This is a genomic window from Oligoflexus tunisiensis (assembly GCF_001748245.1).
Lineage (GTDB): Bacteria > Bdellovibrionota_B > Oligoflexia > Oligoflexales > Oligoflexaceae > Oligoflexus > Oligoflexus tunisiensis.
The window spans coordinates 1,345,200-1,366,769 of record NZ_BDFO01000001.1; the positions used below are offsets into that span (position 1 = coordinate 1,345,200).

11 protein-coding genes are annotated in these 21,570 nt (G+C 51.8%); 8 read left to right on the forward strand and 3 right to left on the reverse strand.

Translation table 11 applies throughout. The features are described 5' to 3' along the window. Window positions 1–143: 143 nt before the first annotated feature. Complete coding sequence (locus OLTU_RS05890) at window positions 144–2,351, forward strand: glycosyltransferase (RefSeq protein ID WP_176736368.1); 2,208 nt, start codon at window positions 144–146, stop codon at window positions 2,349–2,351. Here the strand turns inward: OLTU_RS05890 and OLTU_RS05895 are convergent. The 3 genes from OLTU_RS05895 to OLTU_RS05905 form a co-directional block, all read right to left on the reverse strand. After that, a complete protein-coding gene (locus tag OLTU_RS05895) occupies window positions 2,282–3,541 on the reverse strand; it encodes an O-antigen ligase family protein (protein ID WP_218109864.1) in 1,260 nt (419 codons plus the stop codon). The two genes, OLTU_RS05890 and OLTU_RS05895, sit on opposite strands and share 70 nt — an antisense overlap. Window positions 3,542–3,798: 257 nt before the next feature. After that, a complete protein-coding gene (locus OLTU_RS05900; protein WP_176736370.1) occupies window positions 3,799–5,535 on the reverse strand; it encodes a glycosyl hydrolase in 1,737 nt (578 codons plus the stop codon). 417 nt (window positions 5,536–5,952) lie between these two features. After that, window positions 5,953–8,760 (reverse strand): 7TM diverse intracellular signaling domain-containing protein, encoded by a 2,808-nt coding sequence (locus OLTU_RS05905; RefSeq protein ID WP_141731832.1) that lies wholly within the window; start codon window positions 8,758–8,760, stop codon window positions 5,953–5,955. A 492-nt stretch (window positions 8,761–9,252) separates the two neighbouring features. Between OLTU_RS05905 and OLTU_RS05910 the strand changes: the two genes are divergently transcribed. The 7 genes from OLTU_RS05910 (at window position 9,253) to OLTU_RS05940 (ending at window position 21,550) form a co-directional block, all read left to right on the forward strand. Further along, window positions 9,253–10,443, forward strand: a complete 1,191-nt coding sequence (locus OLTU_RS05910; protein ID WP_141731833.1) for a hypothetical protein — start codon at window positions 9,253–9,255, stop codon at window positions 10,441–10,443. Between the two features lie 26 nt (window positions 10,444–10,469). Further along, a complete protein-coding gene (locus tag OLTU_RS05915) occupies window positions 10,470–13,301 on the forward strand; it encodes a zinc-dependent metalloprotease (protein ID WP_141731834.1) in 2,832 nt (943 codons plus the stop codon). A 3-nt stretch (window positions 13,302–13,304) separates the two neighbouring features. Next, window positions 13,305–14,141: a hypothetical protein gene (locus OLTU_RS05920; RefSeq protein WP_141731835.1), complete on the forward strand. Its 837-nt coding sequence runs from the start codon at window positions 13,305–13,307 to the stop codon at window positions 14,139–14,141. A 142-nt stretch (window positions 14,142–14,283) separates the two neighbouring features. Then, on the forward strand, window positions 14,284–15,450 hold the full coding sequence (locus OLTU_RS05925; RefSeq protein WP_141731836.1) for a hypothetical protein: 1,167 nt from the start codon (window positions 14,284–14,286) through the stop codon (window positions 15,448–15,450). Between the two features lie 28 nt (window positions 15,451–15,478). Then, the gene (locus OLTU_RS05930; RefSeq protein WP_141731837.1) at window positions 15,479–17,302 is read left to right on the forward strand and encodes a hypothetical protein; all 1,824 of its coding nucleotides are present in this window, start codon (window positions 15,479–15,481) and stop codon (window positions 17,300–17,302) included. An 86-nt stretch (window positions 17,303–17,388) separates the two neighbouring features. Next, window positions 17,389–18,567 carry an FAD-binding domain gene (locus tag OLTU_RS05935; RefSeq protein ID WP_141731838.1) on the forward strand — a complete coding sequence of 393 codons (1,179 nt, stop codon included), beginning with the start codon at window positions 17,389–17,391 and terminating at the stop codon, window positions 18,565–18,567. Between the two features lie 322 nt (window positions 18,568–18,889). Beyond that, window positions 18,890–21,550 (forward strand): TonB-dependent receptor plug domain-containing protein, encoded by a 2,661-nt coding sequence (locus OLTU_RS05940; protein WP_176736371.1) that lies wholly within the window; start codon window positions 18,890–18,892, stop codon window positions 21,548–21,550. Window positions 21,551–21,570: the final 20 nt, after the last annotated feature.

Here is a 21,570-nt window from a genome sequence, read left to right on the forward strand (position 1 = left end):
TCCTACAAAGTTTGGCCCTTCTCTGCGATTGTCTCTACATCGTGATGCGCATGCTGTCCCCTTTCAACAGGACGTGCGCACGATACTCCAGGAATCGCCGGGTCATTTTCCAACTCGTACCGCAGTTCCAGGAGGCCAGGATCATGCATCAAAGGGTTCTGCTCTTCTTCTGCAGCAGTGCAGGTGAATACGAGCAGGCCGTTCCGCTCATCGAAAGAAGTCAGCGGATGCCGTCCACCTATGTTCATGTCGTGCTTCATTCACCCTCAGGCATGGACCACCTGACGATGAAGAAGGTTGCCCATACCTATAGCCTGGCTCCCGTGGATTCCTATCAACGATGGCTGCGCATCCTGGCGATCTTGCGACCGGATGCGGTCTTCGTGATTCGCAATGAATATTGGCCAGGTTTTTTCGCAGCCGCGCGGGAGTACTCCCGCTTGATCATCGTCGATGTCACACCGAGTCTCGGCGGTCGCGTGAAACAGTGGATCAAGAAGATATTTCTCTCTGCAGCTGATCAGGTTTATACAGTCCGTGAGCATGGCGACACCAAATACGATCGCGTCCTTGAAAGAGTTGGTGTCGAAAGACCCTTTTTTGAACAGCTTCGGAATGCTCTCGTCCAACGGTTTGGCTCGCCTCAGAGGCTGATCATCGGCAGTGCCTGGCCGGAGGATCTGGAGATGGTCCTGCGAGCCTGGCCGATTTTTATCGCGAAGCAGGAAACGCCCTGGCAGGTTTTGGTTGTTCCCCATGATATTAGCGAGGTCTCGCTGAGGAGGCTGGAAAGCATTTGTCACAGAGCCTCCGTGAGCGTCAGCCGCTGGAGCCGATATCAGGGTGAAGGGACTGCGTCGCCAGATTTTCTGATCGTCGATACTCTGGGGCGTCTCGCCGAATGGTATGGCTGTGCCCAGCTGGCAATCGTAGGGGGAGGCTTTGGCAAGGGTGTGCACAATATCCTGGAGGCAGCGGCCTACGGTCTTGCGATAGCTTTTGGTCCCAAATACCAGGACCAGGTCGAGGCGGAACTCTTTGTTCAGCAGGGGTTGGCTGCGCCGGTCCGCTCTGCTCAGGAATTGGTCGCGTGGTGGAACAGGGTCGGGATTGCGGAAAATAACGGCAGGACCCGCACATTTCTAACGAATTTCGCAGGTGCCAGCGATCACATCCTGAAGACGTTCGAAACGCCGGACCCTAACACCCTCGCGGTATTGCATGTGAACCTGGAGAAAGGCTGGCGCGGGGGTGAGAATCAACTGCGTTTGCTCCTCAAGTTCCTCCCACAGGGTGCTGTAAGCAGCCATCTGCTCCTGCGGGAAGGGCACGAAGCCCAGAAGAGAATGGGTGCTGGCTTCCCTTGCTGTACCTGGGAAACGGGGTTGTTCGGAATGCTCTTCAGCATCTCGCTCGCTTGCTTCCATTGTCGTATGCATGGGATAACTTTGATTCACGCGCACGGATCCAAGGCCCATACGGTCGCGCTTACTCTTGCGTCTTTTCGGAAGGACCTTAAAATTATTGTTCATAGGCGTGTTGACGACATTCCCTCGCGCAGTCTCTACCATCGATGGAAATATGCATCCCCGAAAATAGTTCGCTATATTGCGGTTTCCCAGGCCGTGAAACGTGTTCTGCAGTCCATGGGTGTGCGGGAAGAGACCATAGAGGTTATCATGAGTTCCCTTGACAACCAGAACATCCCGGTGGACCGCCTCACAGCACGACGCAATCTGTCGCTCACCACCAGCGTCCTGGAGGATGCGATCTGGATTACCAACGCCGGGGCTATGACGAAGCAGAAGGATCAGGCAACCCTCCTCATGGCTTTCGCAAAGCTGCATCGGATGGGGATGAATGCCATCCTCATGGTGGCTGGTGAAGGCCCCCTTCAAATGCGCCTGGAAAGGCTTTGCCAGGAGCTTGGCATCGAGAGTCGGGTCCATTTCCTTGGACAGCTCGATAGCCTGGATCAGCTGCTGGCAGCCTCGGATATTTTTGCCCTGTCGTCGATTCGAGAGGGCCTGGGGACCGTGCTCCTTGAAGCCGCCGCCCGTGGCTGCGCTCTGATCGCGACGGATGCAGGCGGTGTGTGCGAATTCATCCGTCATCAGGAGACTGGCCTCCTGGTCCCGCAGGGCGATGCTGAGGCGCTTGCAGATGGGATTCTTTGGCTGCATGAGAACCCAGAAGCGGCATCGACCATGAAAGTAAATGCCAGGAAACTCCTGCTCGAAAAATTCTCGGCCCAGCTCATGGCGGAGAAGGCACTTCAGGTCTATCGCGAATCGAGCCTTTCGGCTACTCCAGCCCAAGTGAGTACCCAGAGAAAGCCGATGTATACATAGGCAATGGGCGCATCAAAGTAGGTGTTTTCCGTGAGACCATGCAGAAGATTGGCGAAGAAGGCCACTGAGAAGCAGGAAAAGGCCAGTTTGAGTTCACGCGATGAATGTTGGTTCAAGTATTCTTTGATGCCGCGAACAAGGAGAAAACCGAGAATGAAAAGACACAATGCCCCTACGATGCCGACCGTGCTCAATATTTCGAGGAAGAGATTATGTGAGTTGTATTTCCTCGGAAAATCACCGAAACCGAGCTTTTCGTAGTAGTCGAGTCTTATCGCTTGATCCATCCAATAGGCGCCTTGTCCGAGCCACGGGCTATCTAGAAACATCGCCCAATGAACCTTCCAAAAGACAATTCGAGCATCGGCCAGGCCTGTCGTCTCAAGCTGCATAGGCAGTTCCTTGAACCGCTCCCAAATACCGAGATGGAATCCCAACATCACGGATGCGGCCAGCACCGCAAAGCCCCAGGCCAGGCGCTGCTTCCTGGAGAATTCTGATCCCGCAAAGAGAGGCAGCAGCATGCCGATAGCGCCGGCAGTAAGTGCAGGCGAACGGCAGCCGGTCATAAGTATGAAGACAAGATGGGCCCCACTTACCAAAAAGGCCCGAGTATCCCGATTTTTGGCAGCAAGCGTTCCGTAGTAAGCAAAAAACGCCAGGCTTACACCGGCCATCGTCACGGGATGACTGGTGAATCCTGTCACCCGGTACGTCCCGTTCAAAAAGCGACGATCCTCACGAAAAGCATACTGTGAGAAAAAGTCAAAGCCGCTAAAAAATTGCACAAGGAGGTAGAGTCCAAACAGGAGCGAGGCCCAGACCACTCCCTTATGAAAGCTCTCCATCAGGGTGGTTTTAGCTCCGGAAGAGTCATTGGGTGAGATTATAGGTCGTTTGTCGAGCACGCCTATGAGGAGCATCATGACTCCTGAAACCAGGACAGCGGAACTTAAATTGCTGCTTAGAATCGAGGAATCTATCTCCTTGGGCTGCCGTAGCCATAGGATAATGTTGTTCAGTGGAAAGAGGGCATAAGCTGCCGCGAGCAAAAAGCCGACTCGGGTCCAGGGAAACCTGGCAGCACCAGCTCTCGCGCGGCGATGCAGCAGAAGCAAGGGGGCGAGGATGCCCAGGATGTAGATGCCTCCCGATTGCAAAGCTCTGGCACCAAGCAGGGCAAAGGGCAAAAGAAAAAACGCGCTGTTGACGAGCCCTCGATCCATTTGAGTCATGCCTGGCCAGATCCTTCCGTCAAGGGCGAATTTCCCTCATCGATGTGCTTTGCGAGTCGACCGGGATTCCTGCTGTGGAGTTTATATATGGCGAAGGGAGGGGAAATCAAATTAAATTGCCCTGAGAATCAGGAGGCTGCGATTACCCAAGTCTGTGTGGAACGCATCGGGCGCAGGCGTGCGACCCGACGTCATGATGAAGTTTTTATGGTTTATTGGCGGCAGGACTGACCATTTTCCCAGCCCCAGCCATCGCCCCGGCCACTCGAATTCTGTCTGCACTTAGGGTAGCTTTCCAAACGAACACGGCAGCTTTGAGAATTTTCAAATCCCCAGCCGTCGCCATCGGGATCTGTCGAGAGATTCGAGCAGGTTGGAAACGCATTCGCATTCGATTGACAAGCGCGACCGTTTTCCCAACCCCAGCCGTCACCATCAGGATCTGAACTCGGGCTGCCACACCGTGGGTAGCTTTCCAATCGGACGCGACAGGTCTGGTTATTTTCCCAACCCCAACCATCGCCATCAGAGTCCACGGATACGCTCGTGCAAGTGGCAAAACTCACGTCCCGCCACTGGCAGCTGCGGCCGTTTTCCCAACCCCAGCCATCCCCATCCGGGTCGCTGTCTTTGCTCAAACACGCTGGATAAACGCCGGCCTCGGGGCGCTCTTCTGGATTCGGCGCTGCCGTCTTGTACATTTCACTTAAGTCATTATAAAAGAGTGTGGATGCACTCTCAGAGAACCTAACGAAGTCCTGATAATCGGCATGCTTCTTATGCGGGATATAGTATTCTGTGCTGTCCAGCTTTCTATTCTCCCAGGTCAGGACATAAGCAACTTTCACTTCCGGGTCGCTCAGCATTGCCAGCAGCTGCTTCGTATACCATTGGCTCCCAGTACTCGACTCATTGTGTAAGTTGTAGTTGCCGGTCTCGGTGAGAGCCGCAACCTTTGACTTTTCATCAGCGATCGTACTGACAACCCGAAGATACTGCGTAAAGAGCCTGGTTTGATAATCGGCCTCTTCCCAGGGATTGCCGAATTTCTGAGAGTAATAGAGGTCAATCCCAAGGATGTCCACATACTCATCACCAGGATAGCTGTTCAAATAATCATTTCTGAGTTCTTCACTCGTTGGAGTATCTTTCATCGCGTTTTGAGAGCTACACGTGTGACCATCGTGCTTGCAAAGCTTGTCGGGAGCAAAGGCAATCAGAAGATTCTTGAGACCTTTGGTCTTACGGAGGTAATCAACCGTCATCCGAAATAGTTTTTTATAGGCTTCTGCACCTTTGACAACGTTGGATTTCCCCAATTGTCTCTCACAATCCCAGCCTTTTGCGCCCCACCAGAACCAACTGCCTGTCTGCTCATGAAAAGGGCGATAGATAATGGGGATCCCGGTCAGCGATTCCTGAACGAGTTTCTGGTGGAATTTATCGAGCTTCTGGGACAGAAACCAGTCTTTCCATGTCAAACCATTTTCCCAGGGCTCTTCGTTCACAATCTTGCAAAGACAGTCGGAATTGGGATCGTTCTCCCAATCATTCACCTTGAATCCATCGCCTGGAATGCCTTCATTTCCTGCTCCATCCTTGACCGGCTTCACAGAACAGCCACGCATATGCCAGTCAAGGGTCACGGCACCGCCGGAACCCGAATTATAGAAATCGCGAATGGCCTTGCTATAGACGGGCTGATTCCAGGTCGGATTCTTCGCGGCTAGATCCCAAACATCAATACCGATCATACCGACTTTTTGCCCTGCATAAGCCTCGACATCCGTTCGATTGCCGTAATCTGAGTCGCCCCAGGGACTATTGCCTTCTTCACCTATACCAACCAGAGTGGCTTTCTGCTGACCAAAAATAAACTGCCCTTTTTTGGCAACGGTTTTGAGATACGAATAGAGAGATTGGGTTTCTGTGTTGACGTTGGACAACATACCTGCATTTGAATCCGCTGCCAGTCTGCTTTCCGTTGGCTTGTTATGACAGGCGGTCAGTAGGCTGAAGACGATTGAGATCGCGGGGAGGTTCATCTTTATCATTGCGTAACGTGCCTCATCAATATTTCCAGCTCAGGTGCTCACAAAAATCGCCTATTCAATACTCATGCCGATGGGGGTGCATGTATAACATGCTGATTTGAACGTAAATAATACATCAGTGAAGCGCTGATCTGGAGATTCTTTCAACAATAGCATCCTGGGCGAAGAGATTTTGGGCGATTGGATGTTCGCTCCGTCTTGAATCTGCCTTGCGGAAGGTTCCAGACGGAACTGCAGTCATACTATAATAAAGGGTCATCGTCCCATGGAAATGCGCGTGATCCTCAGGGTTTTACGGCATACGACAGCTTACTAAGCTGCGGCAACATCAGTTTCTTTGGAAGGAAAGACAAAAAGCGACCGCGGGAGCGCGATCGTAAACGAAAATGGCCGACCGCTTTGTCCCGGAACTGGCTCGCGTAGTTCCACGCGAATCTCTCCACCTGCCGCTTCCAGATATTTTTTCACGGCATCCATCCCTACGCCGCGGCCGGAAATATCAGTGACCGTCGATGAGGTTGAAAGACCCGAGCAGAACATAAGTTCGGCGCTTTCCTGGGGCGAGAGAATGGCGCCAGGCATGATCATGCCCTGCTGCTCGGCGGCGGTGCGGAGGCGGATCAGATCCAGTCCCTGTCCATCATCCTGATAGTGCAAAAGCACCTGTGCCGTGTTGCGTGACACACGTATTTGTATCAGCCCGGATTCCGGCTTGCCCGCATTCAGACGAACGGCCGGAAGCTCAATGCCATGATCCATGGTATTCCGGAGGATATGGATCAGGACTCGACGCAAAAGATGGTCCGTGCGCTCCTCCATATTATAGCCATGAGCCTCAATGAGCACGACAGGAGGCGCCTTGTGCAAGTCGCGCGCCAGCGCTTCCGTGCAGAGAGCTGTCTCCTCGAGCATGCTTTGCAGGGGGCGGAAAACCAGCGGTAAAAGAAAACGCTGGATGTCCTGAATCCGTGCCTGGGCTTTTGAGTCCAGGTCAGCCTCCAGATCCTGGAGCTGCCGATATACGCGGACCAGGTCCGGAGCCGAGACATCGACGTGTCCATCTTCATTCATGCGACGGCCCAGCTTGTTGCGATTGATCGATTCATATGTTTCGAGCACGTGATGTGCCTCGTCCAGATCCTGATTCATGCGTTCGATGTCCCAATGGATTTCGGGCTCTTTTTGCAGCACCGCGTAGTACTGTTCCACATCATGGAAAATGCGCGTGATTTTCTTCAGATAAAGGGAACGCGCGGCGCCCTTCATGGTATGCATATTGATGAAGAGAAGCTTGAGGGCTTCCATGTCGCGCAAGGCGATGCAGCGAGAGTTGATCAGCCTGCGATTTTCCTCGAGGAACTCCTCGCAGGTTTGGATAAAGCGATGGAAGGCTTCCGGAGAAATATTCAGCAGTTCTTGGATGAACTGCAATTCCTCTTCACGGTCATGAGCATCCTCCTGCAGAGCGCGTAGCTGCGTAACATCCCGGGCGGTGACCAGGATCTTTTCAACGATGTCCTGGCTGTTGATGACCGGATGCCAGGTCAGCTCCAGAATGCGAGTGTTTCCTTGCACTTCAGTGTAATGGGTTTCCTTGGGCAGAGCTTCGCTGTTCATGTCGAAGGATAGGCCCTGTTCCCCGAGCATCGCCTCCAGCGCTTGGCAGGCCTGATGCTGCTCATCGGAACTGAGCTGACTGTCCTGGAAAAGCAGTTTGCCCGCGTCCTGCCCTGTCAAATCTTCCTGTTTGAACAGGGTCTGGAGGTGGCGTGAATGATCCTTATGAATCGTACGACCAGGAGCGGTGATCGCGAAGATGCCCAGCTGTATATGATCCATAATGGAACGAATATCACGGGTCTTTTCCTCGACCAACACTTCCAGGTTCTCATTGAGCTGGCGCACCTGTTGCTCGGATCGAGCCAGGTCCCGGAAAGCCTGTGAGAAACGCCGAGCGAGCAGAAAGGACTGGCAGACGATAAAAGTCAAAAGCCCAAATCCAGCCAGAGGGGGCGAGTCGATGACCGCGCGCAGAAGGTCATTGACACCGGTAACCACCACCACACAGAGGCCAGCAACAAAAATCCAGGCGCCATCCTCGCCCCTGCGAACCGCCCGGATCAGAGCGATGATTCCGTGCAGCATGATGCCTGCTGTGAGCAGCTGATAGGCGTAAAACTTATAGGCTATATCGGTAATGTCCGTGAGCCAAAAATAGCTGAAGAGAACCAGGGTGATGAGGGCATATGCATGGATGAAACGTTTGGAAAAGTAACCCGGGAAGAGCTCATGGGCAAAGTAGAGAAACAAGGGACAGGCAGGCATCCAGCTGAGGATGAGCCGCAGACGCGTGGGATATTCCACTTCAGGAAGGAAGGTGGCGACCACAGTGCCTTCCGCACCAAAGATATAAAAGGCGACAGAAACGCATACTCCGGCAAAATAGAGCGTCGAGCGTACCTTTGTCCGCAAGGCGAAGAGGCAAAGATGATAAATTCCCATGAGCAGAATACTGCCCATCAAGGCCAGGGCTATTGCGATCTCACGTTGGTAGGCCGTCTTGATCGCCCGGGCGGAGCCCAGCTTCGGGGCATGCGGAAGACCCGCCATCATCGATTCATGGTTGGCTACCTGAATCACGATATCAAATGTTGACTTGAGCGGATGAAAGACCCAGAAGTCTTCACGCACATAACTTTGCCCGCTGCCCGGCTCCCGCTGCCTGGTGATGTGACCGAGGCTCTCCACCTGAACTCCATCGATGAAGACTTTTGCGGCGGACAATATCCAGGGGGCATGCAGGGCTAGTGCCCGCGGCTCGCTCAAGTGCACGCGCAGTCGGTAGGTGGCGACTCCATAGGTAGGATGGGGCGTGACGAGGCTCCAGCTGCCGGGCACCCGTATCCATTCGCGACCTTCCGGTGTTTCCTCCTGAAAATCTTCAGGAGTCAGGAGTTGTGACCAGTAGAATTCCCAGCTGCCCCGAAGAGGCAGCAGGGGCTTTTCGTCGAAATTCCAGGACCGCAGGTCGAGCTCGCCTTCATGAAGAGTTTGCCCCTGGCCGTTTTCCATAAAGGCCAGCAACAGACTGAATAGGATGGCGTGTGAAAGCTTCAGCATGACTCTGTCCTGGACTGATAAAACAGGCTGATCGGTGCAGGAGGAAGGAACTGCAGCGGGAAAACGGGGATTGTTGCTCAAAAGAAAAATCCCAAGAATTTATCCTGGGATGGAATTTCGTCGCTGAAAAGCTGTACCATGAAGTAAGGAGGAGCTCAAGTTCCTACTTCGGCCAATCAAAGGAATATTCGTGCTCTTCCATATTGATAGTGAGCTGGTCTGAAAATATCGAGTAGTCGAAATCCAGGTAAGTACATGGAACTTGCGACTCCTTTGCTCACCGCCACACTGCTCCAAAGGTACTTTATTCAGCATGCTCAGGCCTCCTTTTGTCTAGCAACCAGCCCTTCCGCCGTCTAGATTCTTTACGCACGGTATTTTTCTTCGTCCAAGTTAGCCTAAACCTTACACAAAATTTCCGGCATAAAACCTGCAAACTGGCCGGCTAGCCAAGGTTTAGTGGAGTCTTCTCTGCAAGCTGGAGGTGCGCGTATGCAATTGGCTATGCTTGGATGGATCGCTCTTGTTGCTTTGGTCTTCTCCTGCAGCAAGAGCTCTGAGATGAGCGAGAATCGTCGCTCGTCCATCAAGATGCTCAAGAGCCCGAAACGGCCTCTTGACAAGGTCACAACTGAACCAACAAATCCGGACGGCGGGCTGGTGGCCGGGCGCGTTCCCGACATTAGCTACGAAGAGAGCCTGCAGAGAAAAATGCGTAATGAGGTCATGCCTATCGAGTTCGGCGTCGGCGCGGGCGGTATCACGATGGCGACAACCTACGATGAGGCTCACGATCGGCTCGCAAAATCGGTCGGGACTTTCAACGGCCTCGAATTCTTTCCGGAAGATATCCGCATCGAATGGACAAGCCAGGAACCGCAAACTCCTGCCTTCTTTATCGTTGGGCCGGGTTATAAAGGCAAAGTCAACCTGGGTGAAACTCTCGGTATGGTCGGCATGCAGACATCCTTTGAGACGTTCCTGGATTCCACTGCAACCGAACCCATCCGTACGCTGCTCAAGAAGATCGGCGGAGTGTTCGAAGGCAATACCGCGGCAACATATGACTGCGAGCAAGCCTTCACGTGCCGGTTGGATGAAAACGACACTTACATGATCCTGGAATATAAGCGGGGCGTTTTGCTGCTGTCCAAAGCCGAGAAACTCTCCTTGGACATCATGTATTTCATCGCGCCGCGTGAGCTTCGGCCGTTCCTGCTTGATCCTCTTGTTTATAACCAATCCATCGGGGGCATTACCCTGGCTTCCACCAAGGCCGATACGGAAGTTCGAATAGGCGCGCCTCTCTCTGTAAACCCACAGAACGGTGTCCACGTTTACGATAACTTTAATCTTCTTGTCATCTGGAATGCCATGAATACGCCTAGTTTCATCATGGCGCGTTCGGATTATAAAGGCAAATTCACTCTGCCTGGAATCACCCCGGCTACACGCGGTCTGGGCGATTCGTTCGCTGATCTCGCACCCGACGATACCGATGGGTCAAAGCTGATGCAAGCGCTGCATCGACTTTTTGAGAACCCTGCCGAGGACTGCATTGCGCTTGAAACTTGTGCCATGATCCCCGGTGAAGAGGGGCTTGAAATTCAGCTGGCACGAGGCTTCTTCGGATTCAGCAATGATCCGTCACGGAAGCTGCTCTATTTCGGAATGGGTAGCTGAAAACCGGAAAGACCGGAGTTGTGATTATGAATTATAAACTCATTTTAGTCATCCTTGCACTCGTATCCTGTGTCAAGAAGCGACCGGTCGAACGATTTCAGGATCTCGACGGCATGCGCTGGGAAAAGGCCACCGTGTTGACGGAAAGGCCTTGGCTCTATCGCGTGACCATCGTCAATAACGGTCTCAATAGCAAGTTCGGCTTTGTCGGTCTGCAGAGCACTCCGCGCCTTGGGTATTTTGATATCACGAAATCCCAACTGCGGTTCGTCGAGGTGAAGGCGAACTACGCGGATGGTCCCAATACAGAAAAGGTCATCAACGCCTGGAACATAACCCATACCGACATCCACAGAAAAGTCATTGATGGCCGCAAAAGCAATGTAGAGACAGAGAATAACGATATTCCGTGGAATGAGAAAAGATTCTTCAAGGTTGACTGGAGTACCGCTGAAATCAAGGAGCGCGCAAGTTTCTCTTTTTTCGGCCTCGACAACGACTGCTGGTCGCCACTCTCTTCCCAGGTGGTCGATGGTGAGGAGGAAGTCACTTCAGAGCACATCGGTTTTGTGCTGGCCGTGAACTACCAAATTAAAGAAGAGTGTATCAGCAATCGCGATTACGATAACAACGATTTTACCCTGACCATTCACTATAAGTATTCCTTCATGCCCGAGCCCGATGTGGCTGGATATGCACCCTATGTTTATACCGGGGAGAACGATCCTCTCATGGACAAGTACGGTTATTTCAATACGACCGTACTTTCCTATGATGAGAACAATAGATCGAAAAATACATTCTACATGAACCGCTGGAACCCGAATAAGAAGCATACGTTCTATTTCTCTGAAAACTTCCCGGAAGAATACAAGTGGATCTATAATGATCCCCAGGTTGGAATTTTCCCTCGGACCAATAAACTGTTTGAGGAAAAAGGCCTTCCGGTGCGCTTCGAGATCAAGGACAACGATGGCAGTAAGAAATTCGGGGATATCAGGTATTCCTTCGTCCATTTCGTCAATGAACCTGATCTGAGTGCGCCGCTTGGTTACGGCCCTATGACAGCGCACCCGCGCACAGGCGAAATCATTTCCGCCCATAGCGTGCTCTGGACCAACGACCTGAAGTGGTATGTCCAGCAGATTCGAGACAGACAGAAGCGGAACGAAACGGTGTCATCCACTATCATTGCTGAACTCACTAAAACAATCGGTCAGGGCGTCGATACCTGGAGCTCGACCAGCAGCTTTTTGAAAGACGCCAGGATCGCAGAAACATACCGCTATCTCATACCCGAATTCACGTATGAACTTCCCGGTACGGGCTTTGCCGGCCGGGAGGTTCCCTTGCAGTTCGACAGTCTTGAGAAGGTTATGAAGGATCAGCCGGCATTCCTGGAGGCCAACCGGGAAATGGCCGAGCAGCTGAATCGGTCGAAGCTGGCCCTGGAGGAGGCCACGAATGCCTACAGGACGCGCGAATATTACAACAATCCATCCATTTCGACCCGCTATGATCTGAATGAGGGTCTGGTCGCTGGCCTGGCGAATGTCGATTTGTCTAATGAAAAGAAGATCATCGACGATATACTCTATCGCGTGGCGATTCATGAATTCGGTCACAATCTCAATCTCAGACACAACTTCTATGGCACCGTGGGTGCGAGAATCGATGCCCATAAGGAAGGTGGAGATCCGAACAAGACCACCAGTTCGGTCATGGACTACCTCACCATGGAGGACGAAATAGGCCAGGCCTATGACTGGGAGGCCTATGATCAGGCAGCACTACTCTATGCCTACAGTGATGGGAAGGTGGACATCAGCAGGGACCGTCCAGCTCCCTATCTCTTCTGCACCGACCATCATACGGTGTTCAATCCCATGTGCAATCGCTTCGATAGCGGAGCAACACCGAGTGAAATCGTAAAAAATCATATTCTGAGCTACGATGATGCCTATTGGATCCGCAATTTCCGCTATGGAAGATCCTACTGGAATACCTCGGGCTATAGTGGATCCGTATTCCGAACGATGTTCGATTTGAAAAAAATGATCCGCTTCTACGAGCAGGCCTTCGGAGCCGTGGAAGTGCGGGATAAGCTGCGAAAATACCCGCTGCAGGATGCAGAGTCCACGGCCAGGCTCACCCAGGGCATGCAGGCTGATATGCTGCAAGCCGTTAAGCTGGTCCTGAGCTTCTATAGGAGCGTGATCAAGCAAGGTTCCTTCGATCGTTCGTTCGCCGACCGCTTTGAAGAGTCCACAGGCGCGCTTGCTCAGCAGGGCATTGCCATGGACAAGATCTTTGCCAGCATGTTCATGCTGGGTGATGACGCCTTCCCTCTCGATCCCAACAAAGGCTTTACACCCGTATCCGTGCTTTCAATCCGCAAGTCTTCACCGGAACTCAAACCTTTTGTTGACATGAACATAAGCGATATCTTCGTTGAAGGTGGCGAGATGTACGCTGGATTCACGGAGACCATTCGTTCGTTCTATGCGTACTCGGCTGCCAGCGCCTATGAGCTGTCAAGCGATCTGAGTGATCTGCAGCTTCTGCGCGTGAACTGCTATAATCTCAGCACTTTTGCCACCAGGTTTGGCACGCCTGCAGCCAGTCTTGGGGAAAACGCGACCGAGATCACGACGATCAATCAAACCCTGAACCCTGACTATGCGGGTGAAACAAGTGTCGTGGCTCTGAAAGTCGGAGATGTCGTGCTCACCGCAGGCAAGAGGCTTAACCCCATGTCTGCCGCGGTCCTCCTGGACAATGATAAAGCGGGTGCCCGGTCTCTGGGTACGCTCTACCAAAAGATGGTCTATAGCAGGCCATCCTTGACCTGTGAATGACTTATGCTGAGTCGACGTCTTATAGCGATGCTCCTGCTGGCCACGGGCGCGCCTGGGCTCGCGAAGACGCGCAAGGCGGTCGTCAAGGAGCATGTCCCGTCGACAAGCTTTTCGCTAGGTCTCACTCAATTGCAGGGCGCAAGGCTCAAGCCCATTACGCAGGCGAGTTTATCAGCGTCCTATGGGGCCACTCCGAGTCTGCAGTTGGGAATTTCGCAGTCCTTCACAAAAAATTATCTCATTAATCAGGATGGAGACGAGTTCGCCGTAAATGATACCGTTCTTTCCTTGACGGCAACGTCTGGCAACCCGAAAGATGCCATGAGCTTTTATGGTTCCCTATCGACAACTGTGCCGGTATCGGAACGATCGAAACGGAATGAGGTTCGAACTATGAGCAGTCTTTCCGCTGGCACCGATTATACAGCCTGGAAGGTGCTCACCGTGGGGGCTGGCCTGGGCGCTACTTACCATTTCAATACGTACGACAGCGAGCCGATCGGTGAAGAGGGGAGTGGAGCTGCTCTTCCGCACTATGACGTCTACGCTGAACAGAATACACGCTTGAGCTTTCTGAATGCTGGTTTTCTGGGCTACGGCTTTACCTTCAGCGAGGTTTATTACCATAAGATCGAAGAAGAGGCCTTGAATTCCAGCGATCGGGATATCTCGGATCAGGCCTATCAGCTCAAGGTCTTTACAGGCTATGGCTTTTCTTTCCTCACGATCAGTGCGGGTTATATTCAAGGAACCCTCATCGAGCTGCCCGGGATCCAGGAATTTGCGTTGTTCGATGAGGAGAGAACGATCGGCTATTTGTCCGTCAGCACGAGATTCTAAACCCGCTAGAATGCCCCGAATCGGATCAAATCGCATCTCATCTTCGTATGAGAAGTAAGTTCCAACGACAAGCAAAATCCCCTAGCCTCACCCATCACTGACACGCAGCCACAACCAGTTAGCAAAACGTAGGAGAACCATTATGAAGAGTAAGGCCCTTGCTCTCATGCCAGTCCTCATGTCGGGGATCGTCCTCGCTGGTCCCTTGCAAGCAGATGACACAGCATGGAGAACCACCGCCATGGTGAGCCCAAGAGACACTTCACGTCTGCCGTCCATTGAGGATCCCGCAACGATTGTTAAATTCCCAGTTCTCAACGACCGCGGTGAAAAAATCGGCACCAAGGATGTGCCAGCTCGAAACGTTTGGCCCAGCATGGACCAATGGACAGAGAAGATGGAAAGGCTTTACGACCAGGATAGCGGTCCAGACACCCAGACGCTTCGGGTGTGGGATAGCGATCTGCAGGCCAATATAGAAGATTTTCGTATCCCTCAGGATATTGATCAAAGAAAAAACCTGGAGCAGCAGGAAGATGCCGCAAAAAAATGGCAGCCTCTGAAAAAGGTTGAACGTAAAAAGATTGTGACCTCATTAACAAGAACCTTTGGCAATAACGCAACTTTTGGTGCCTTCCAGAATGGTGGCTTTTCAACTGAAGGCGAAACAGAAGACGTCAAGGTGGATCAATCTTTTTCAGGGGGTGGCTTTGTTTTCGGCCAAAGATTGACTGTTCTGTCGCAAACGACAAAATCTGATTCCAAATCCAAGACAACACGATCTGATATCAAGGTCTTTGATCAAAATGTCTTTGTATCGACCGATGGCACGGTGCGTGCCAATAAATCTTTTACCAGGACGAAAGGCGCCGGTAAAACCTTTGTTTTGGGGATCATACCGGTTCGCGTGGAGGGAAAGGTTTCGGGATCCATGGGCGCAAACCTTGATTATAAAGCAGAGGGACTGAGCATTAAAGGGTCGGTCGCTCCTTTTATCAATACCAAGGGAACTGCCAGTGCAGGAGTTGATCTTCTCCTGGTTGTGGCTGGAATCGAAGGTTCCCTGACATTCATCAACACGACGCTTACATCGGCCTTCAACGCTGCAGTTGACCCGCTTGAGCGGGAGTTGAGGGCGGGCTTGAAAGTCGACCATAAGATCAATCTTCTCAGTGGAGATATTTCGGTCTTCGCCAAGATCCGGCGCTTGTTGCGGCGAGACAAGAAGTTTTCAAAGTCCATCTTTTCCTTCAAAGGGGTCAACGAAAATCGGAACCTGATTAACGAAAATATTGTCGAGGCACTTTAAAAAGCATGAATCAGATCGGAGATTCAGAATGAAACGCGTTCTTTCCTGCCTGCTGATATGTATTGCGGTTTTGGGACTTGGTTCCCTCATCAAAAAGCATTTCATCCAGCCTCATGAAAGATCATCGGAGATCCTCCTGGGTAATGGTCGCAAGAGTATAGCCATTCATCTGATTCCCGGTCTGAGACTTGCCTTTAGCGGCAGAATCCATTCCGAAGTCAATCTATCGTCAAACGGGAAAAATTTAGAGGAAAAGTTCGATATTTCAGGCGACGTTGTGCTTCGAAGCTATCAGAATACCCAGGAAGGCATGCTTTGGGGAATAAAGATGGAAAAAGCGCGACTCTTCATCAACGATCAAGAGGCCGATGAGTTCGGCAAAGACACCGGGGAAATTTTCTATTTAACGGTTGATGGCGGCGTCACTGAGTTCTTGATAAATGATGGCATGGATAAGATCTATGTCAATGGCCTGAAATCCATCGCCCTGGCGCTTCAGTTGAAGAAGCCCAACGGGGGCCGTGTGATCGAAAGTGATATGAAATGGGAGCAGCAGGAAGCAGGCCAGAACGGAGTTTTTGATGTTACCTACCTCACGTCTGCCGATCACGACGAGTTCATCATTAAAAAGACCTATTTCAATCTTCGAAATGCGGATGGCATGAGGATCGGCGATGATTCCATGAGCATTTTTGATTTTGAATCCAAAACACGACAACTGTCTGCTCTGCAGTATCAAATGAACGTAAGAAACCAGTCATCAGGCCTGGGAATTGCAAGCAAACTTGTCATAAACCTACTAGCTACTGACTATCGCAGCGATCTCGGTGAAACTGAGCTGCTGAGTTCCCTGCGCAGTCGTCTCGATACTGTAGCTCCTGACCAGGCGCCTCACGTGTCCGAGGAAGAAAGGTTGGAACAGCTTCGAAAAGTGATCAAAGGCATAACCCCTGAGCAGATGCTGGCGTCAGTATCAAAAATTCAGTCCCTGGAAGACGAAAGTGTACCGGATCTACTCCTGAGACTGGAAGCGATGGTAGCTTTGAACAAAGAGTTTGCTGTAAAACTTATGGGGCATCTCGACAGGAGCATTGAGGACGAGAATTTCGCCGACCAGCTCAGCATCGTTATGGGAGCGTTTACCAGTATGAATGCGGCAGACGTCGAAAGCCCCCTCCTCGATTACAGTCGACGCCATCAGCAGAGCGAGCTGATCACCCAGCAAACCGCATTTGCACTTGCCGAACTCAAGGGAGCCAGCAAGGATGTCTTCCATTTTCTGGATGATCTTGCGCAATCACCGGTCAAAGAGCTTCGAACCATTGGCCTATTGAGCCTGGGAACTTTAGGGCAGCAAACCGAGCACGCGTTCAGCGCATCAAACAAAATCCTGGACGGTCTTCGTGTGGGTGAAAAAAATGAAGTCAGCGTTTATCTCGCTGCGCTAAGCAATACCAAAAACCCCACGCATATCGATGTCTTCGCATCTTATATCGATTCCGGGGTGGAATCCCATATGGAACAGGCTCTTTTCGGGCTCAAACATATACCAGGGGAACGATCTTTTTCTCTCATCAGCCAGGTCATTCTCAATGATCCCAGAGAAGGTCTTATCATTGAAGGCATTCAGGCACTGGCTGGACATATCGAAAGGAAAGGTTGTGTCGATGTCTTGATGCAAACGTTTATCCATAAGGATTCCCTAAGAGTTAAAATGGAAACTTTATCCATATTAGCTGCTGTCGCCCCTTTCGAGCCGAAAGTTAAAGACTTCCTCAAGGAAGTCAATCGCTCCATGATTTATGATCAGAAAGTTGCAGCTTTTGCAGGAGAGTTACTGCTGACCATTTAAAATTTGCGCATATTTGCACTTCACTTTGACGACCCAGCTATGCATAATACCCTTGAAAATTAACTCCAAGGGCAATGGAGAACTGCATGAAGGTCGCTATCAATGGCATCGGAATAGCGGGACCTACATTAGCCTGGTGGCTGAAACGGTTCGGTCATGAACCGGTGCTCTTTGAAAAATCGCCTGTCCTGCGTACGGGCGGATATCTGATTGATTTTTGGGGCATTGGCTATGACATTGCTGAAAAGATGGGTGTCCTGCCGGAAGTCAATCGCCAGGGTTACCTGATTTCCGACATGCAAATGGTTGACCACGAAGGAAAACGTGTCGCGCGGTTGGATTTTGAAATCATGAGAACCCTGGTCAACAATCGACTGACCAGCATTCTGCGCGGAGATTTGGCGGAAATATTGTTCAATGCCTGCAAAGGTGTCGATGCTAGATCTGGGGTCTCCATAACTGGAATCCAGGATCTCAAAGATTCAACACGCGTCCAATTTTCCGACGGATCTGAAGATGCCTTTGATCTGGTCATCGGCGCCGACGGATTGCATTCCAAAGTACGGTCACTGGTGTTCGGGGACGAGGCCCAGTTTGAAAAGCCGCTGGGATACTATGTCACGGCCTTCAAAGTGAAGGGTTATCCCTATCGGGACGATCTAAAAGTCGTTAGCCATACAATTTCTGGCAAACAAGTGATTCGCGCTTCGCTGAGGGATGATGTCACCGTATTCCTATTGATTTGTCGTGCCGAATGCATCGAGAAAGTGCCGGAGACGATGGCAGAAATCCGCGCTACATCCCAGCAGGTTTTTGGCGAAATGGGTTGGGAGACCCGTGAAATTTTAGCCCACATGCAGGACGAAGAGATTTACTTTGATCGTGTCAGTCAAATCAGAATGACCCGTTGGGCGAAGGGACGAGTCGCTCTCGTGGGCGACGCGGTGGCTTGTGCTTCCCTTTTAGCTGGAGAAGGCACGGGACTTGCCATGACAGAGGCTTACGTTCTTGCTGGAGAGCTGCACAGAAATCACGGAAATTTTGCTGTGGCCTTCCAGAACTATGAAAGGATTCTTCAGTCATTTTTAGCCGGAAAGCAGAAATCAGCGATTCAGTTCGCCGAGTTTTTTGCCCCTCGTTCGCAGTTACATCTTCTGCTGCGTAACCTTGGTGCAAGGCTTTCAAACATTCCGTGGGTGGCGAATCATTTCGTGGTCAGGTCGTTTCGCGATGATGTCATCCTGCCAGAATACGAAAACATCTAGATCCTTCATGGGAAAGAACTCTCATGTCAGGGCAATATGTCCCTCCTGCCTCATCGATTCAAAGGCCAAATAACCAGAAGTTGTGTATTTGAAATTTTTGCACTAGATCTACGTGCAGGTATGCATCGTTTCATCTTATCCGCCCAAGAGGACCGGCCTCGGATCACAAGTCCTTACTGATCAAGGCCATCCGCCTTATCTTCGACGAAGGTTTGTGGCAGGAGAAGTTCGAAATTCGGGCAAAGGCCAGGGTGAGCAGGCAGCTGATATGAGGCTGATAAGCCCATTAATTGTTTCTGAATTCAAAATTAGGGGAGTAACGATGAAGACATCCATCGCTAGTGCAATCAGTTTTGTGCTACTGGCGGCGCTTGTCCCAGCGCATGCGCAGGAACAGGCGACTGAGACAAAACCGACTGAAGCGAACAGCCCGACCACGAACAGGAAAAAAAGTGAAGAGAAGGCCGAAGTGATCGCGGTGACCGGTACCCGAATCAAACGTGTCGACATGAATGTCGCTGCCCCTCTGACCATCATGAGCCGAGATGAAATCCAGGCGACAGGCAAGCAAACGGTGACCGATATCGTCAAGAGTCTGCCTGCGTCGATCGGCAACTCCGTGACCACCACGACAACCAATGGTGGTACCAACGGCAGCGGTAACATCGCGTTGCGAGGTCTTGACCCGTCTTCGACTCTCGTCCTTTTGAACGGCCGCCGACTTCCTTTGGATGCCTTCGGATCGAGCCCTGACTTGAACTCGATCCCGGTCGCTGCCATTGACCGCATCGAGATTCTCCAGGAGGGAGCCTCTGCAATCTACGGTTCGGACGCCATCGCCGGCGTTATCAACATCATTACCATCAAAAACTGGGACGGCATGGACTTCGGCCTCTATTACGGCCAGTCTTCACGCGGTGACCTCGAGACAAAGTCGATTGATTTGACCTACGGAACGACCAATGACAAGGGTGGCATACTCCTGGGTGTGAACGTCTACAGTCAAGGTTCCGTGAAATCCAGGGATCGTGACGTTTCGAAGGTGGCGCTGGGTCCCAGTTCGGCGACACCTGATGCGAGCATCCGAGGAGTTCCCAACCAGCCCGCTCTGATTGCGCTGCCACACGCAGGTATCGGTGGCACGCCCCAGACGGCCAGTGACTACCGGCCCTTCAATGCCGATACCGATCTCTACAATTTCGCGTCGATCACCGATGCGATCATGGCTCAGGATCGCCGCAGCTTTTTCCTGAGTGGTGATTACGAATTGGCAAAAGACCTGAAGGGCTTCGTCGACACCCATTACACGAATACATTCAGCAAATATAATTCCGCGCCGACACCGCTTTTCACCAACCGCGAAACCGGTGCGCTCACTGTTGCGGCGAACAACCCTTATAACCCATTCGGCGTTGAGCTGACCGATGTGAGAAAACGCTTTCTTCAGCTCGGGCCTCGCGCGTCGGAAGCAGACTCCAATACGTTCCGCGGCGTGGTCGGGGTTGAAGGTAAAATTCTCGATCAATGGACCTGGGACTTTGCCTATAACCATGGAGAATCCAAGACCAGGGCGACGATTAAAAACATTGTGAACAAAACCAACCTGGCACTCGGAATTGGTGACCCCGCGAACTGCACAGCCGTAGCGACCCTTGGCTGCGTTCCCGTGAATATCACCGGGGCTGATGGCAGCCTTACACCTGAAATGATGGACTGGCTCCGAATTCAAGCCACCGACTACACCAAAACCGAAACGGACGCCTACACCGTGAACTTTGCCGGTGACCTGGCTAAAACAGGACTGGGTACAATCGGTTTGGCTGTTGGTGCCGAAGTCCGTACAGAAAAATACGATAGCGACACCGATCCCAACTCCGAGCAGTACAACACGATTGGCAGCACAAACGAAAAATCGACAGCCGGTGACCGCGACGTAAAAGAAGCTTACGTGGAATTGACCGTTCCGTTCACAGAGCTGGTTGAAGTTAACCTCGCCGCGCGTCACTCGGATTACAACGACTTCGGTTCAACAACAAACCCGAAGGCCGGCCTCAAAATCAGTCCTTTGAACGGCCTGACGCTTCGCGGAAGTTATTCGACAGGTTTCCGGGCTCCTTCCCTGGTCGAGCTCTATCAAGGTCAGCAGGAGAATTTCGCTTCGCTGCGTGATCCCTGTCAGACTCCAGGAGCTTGTACTGTTCAATCGGATCCCACCATCATCCAATTTCTGGCTTTGGAGGGTGGAAACCCGGACCTGGATCCTGAAAAATCGAAGTCCTTCACCTATGGCCTGACGTACTCGATTGCCGATTTCAATGCCAAGATCGATTACTTCTCGATCAAGACGGAAAACGCCATTAATACGAGTGCGCAGTTTGTTGTGGACCAGTTCCGTGCCAACGGTTTGTATGCCGACAAAGTCCTGCTCGATGCCAACAATAACATTCTGACGATCGAGGCCATTGCGCTGAACCTCGCGTCCCGGAAAGTCGAAGGCGTGGACCTTGCCTTTGACTATGCCCTTCGCAATACAGCTGCAGGTAGTTTCACGTTCAACCTGATGGGCGGTCACTACATCAAGTACATGAACCAGGCTGACAAGAGCGCACCTTTCGAAAATATCGTTGGCAAGTTCGTCGATTCCGCCAGCGATGGGCGCGGTTCGATTCCAAAATGGAAAGGATTGTTGGACATCGGTTGGGCGAATCGTGGCATTGATGCTGGAGTTACAGTCAATACCGTGTCCAAACTGGATGCGCCCCAAGGCACCACCGAGGAGTATCAAACCCTCGAGCAGTGGACGACTTATGATTTGCGCGCCGGTTATGATTTCATGAACTACGGGAAATTCACCGTCGGTATCAATAACGTCCTGGACGAGAAACCACCTGTTACGGATGCCGGCTTCAACGATAACATCGATGCCCGTGCCCATAACCTGATCGGTCGCTTCTACTACGCTCGCTGGGGGGTTACGCTCTAAGAGCTTTCCATTAACCACGA

Coding starts and splice junctions, on each gene's coding strand:
- OLTU_RS05910 (WP_141731833.1), top strand. CDS start 9,253: ATGCAATTGGCTATGCTTGGATGGATCGCTCTTGTTGCTTTGGTCTTC.
- OLTU_RS05925 (WP_141731836.1), top strand. CDS start 14,284: ATGAAGAGTAAGGCCCTTGCTCTCATGCCAGTCCTCATGTCGGGGATC.
- OLTU_RS05920 (WP_141731835.1), top strand. CDS start 13,305: ATGCTGAGTCGACGTCTTATAGCGATGCTCCTGCTGGCCACGGGCGCG.
- OLTU_RS05915 (WP_141731834.1), top strand. CDS start 10,470: ATGAATTATAAACTCATTTTAGTCATCCTTGCACTCGTATCCTGTGTC.
- OLTU_RS05930 (WP_141731837.1), top strand. CDS start 15,479: ATGAAACGCGTTCTTTCCTGCCTGCTGATATGTATTGCGGTTTTGGGA.
- OLTU_RS05935 (WP_141731838.1), top strand. CDS start 17,389: ATGAAGGTCGCTATCAATGGCATCGGAATAGCGGGACCTACATTAGCC.
- OLTU_RS05905 (WP_141731832.1), bottom strand. CDS start 8,760: ATGCTGAAGCTTTCACACGCCATCCTATTCAGTCTGTTGCTGGCCTTT.
- OLTU_RS05890 (WP_176736368.1), top strand. CDS start 144: ATGCATCAAAGGGTTCTGCTCTTCTTCTGCAGCAGTGCAGGTGAATAC.
- OLTU_RS05900 (WP_176736370.1), bottom strand. CDS start 5,535: ATGTTGTCCAACGTCAACACAGAAACCCAATCTCTCTATTCGTATCTC.
- OLTU_RS05940 (WP_176736371.1), top strand. CDS start 18,890: ATGAAGACATCCATCGCTAGTGCAATCAGTTTTGTGCTACTGGCGGCG.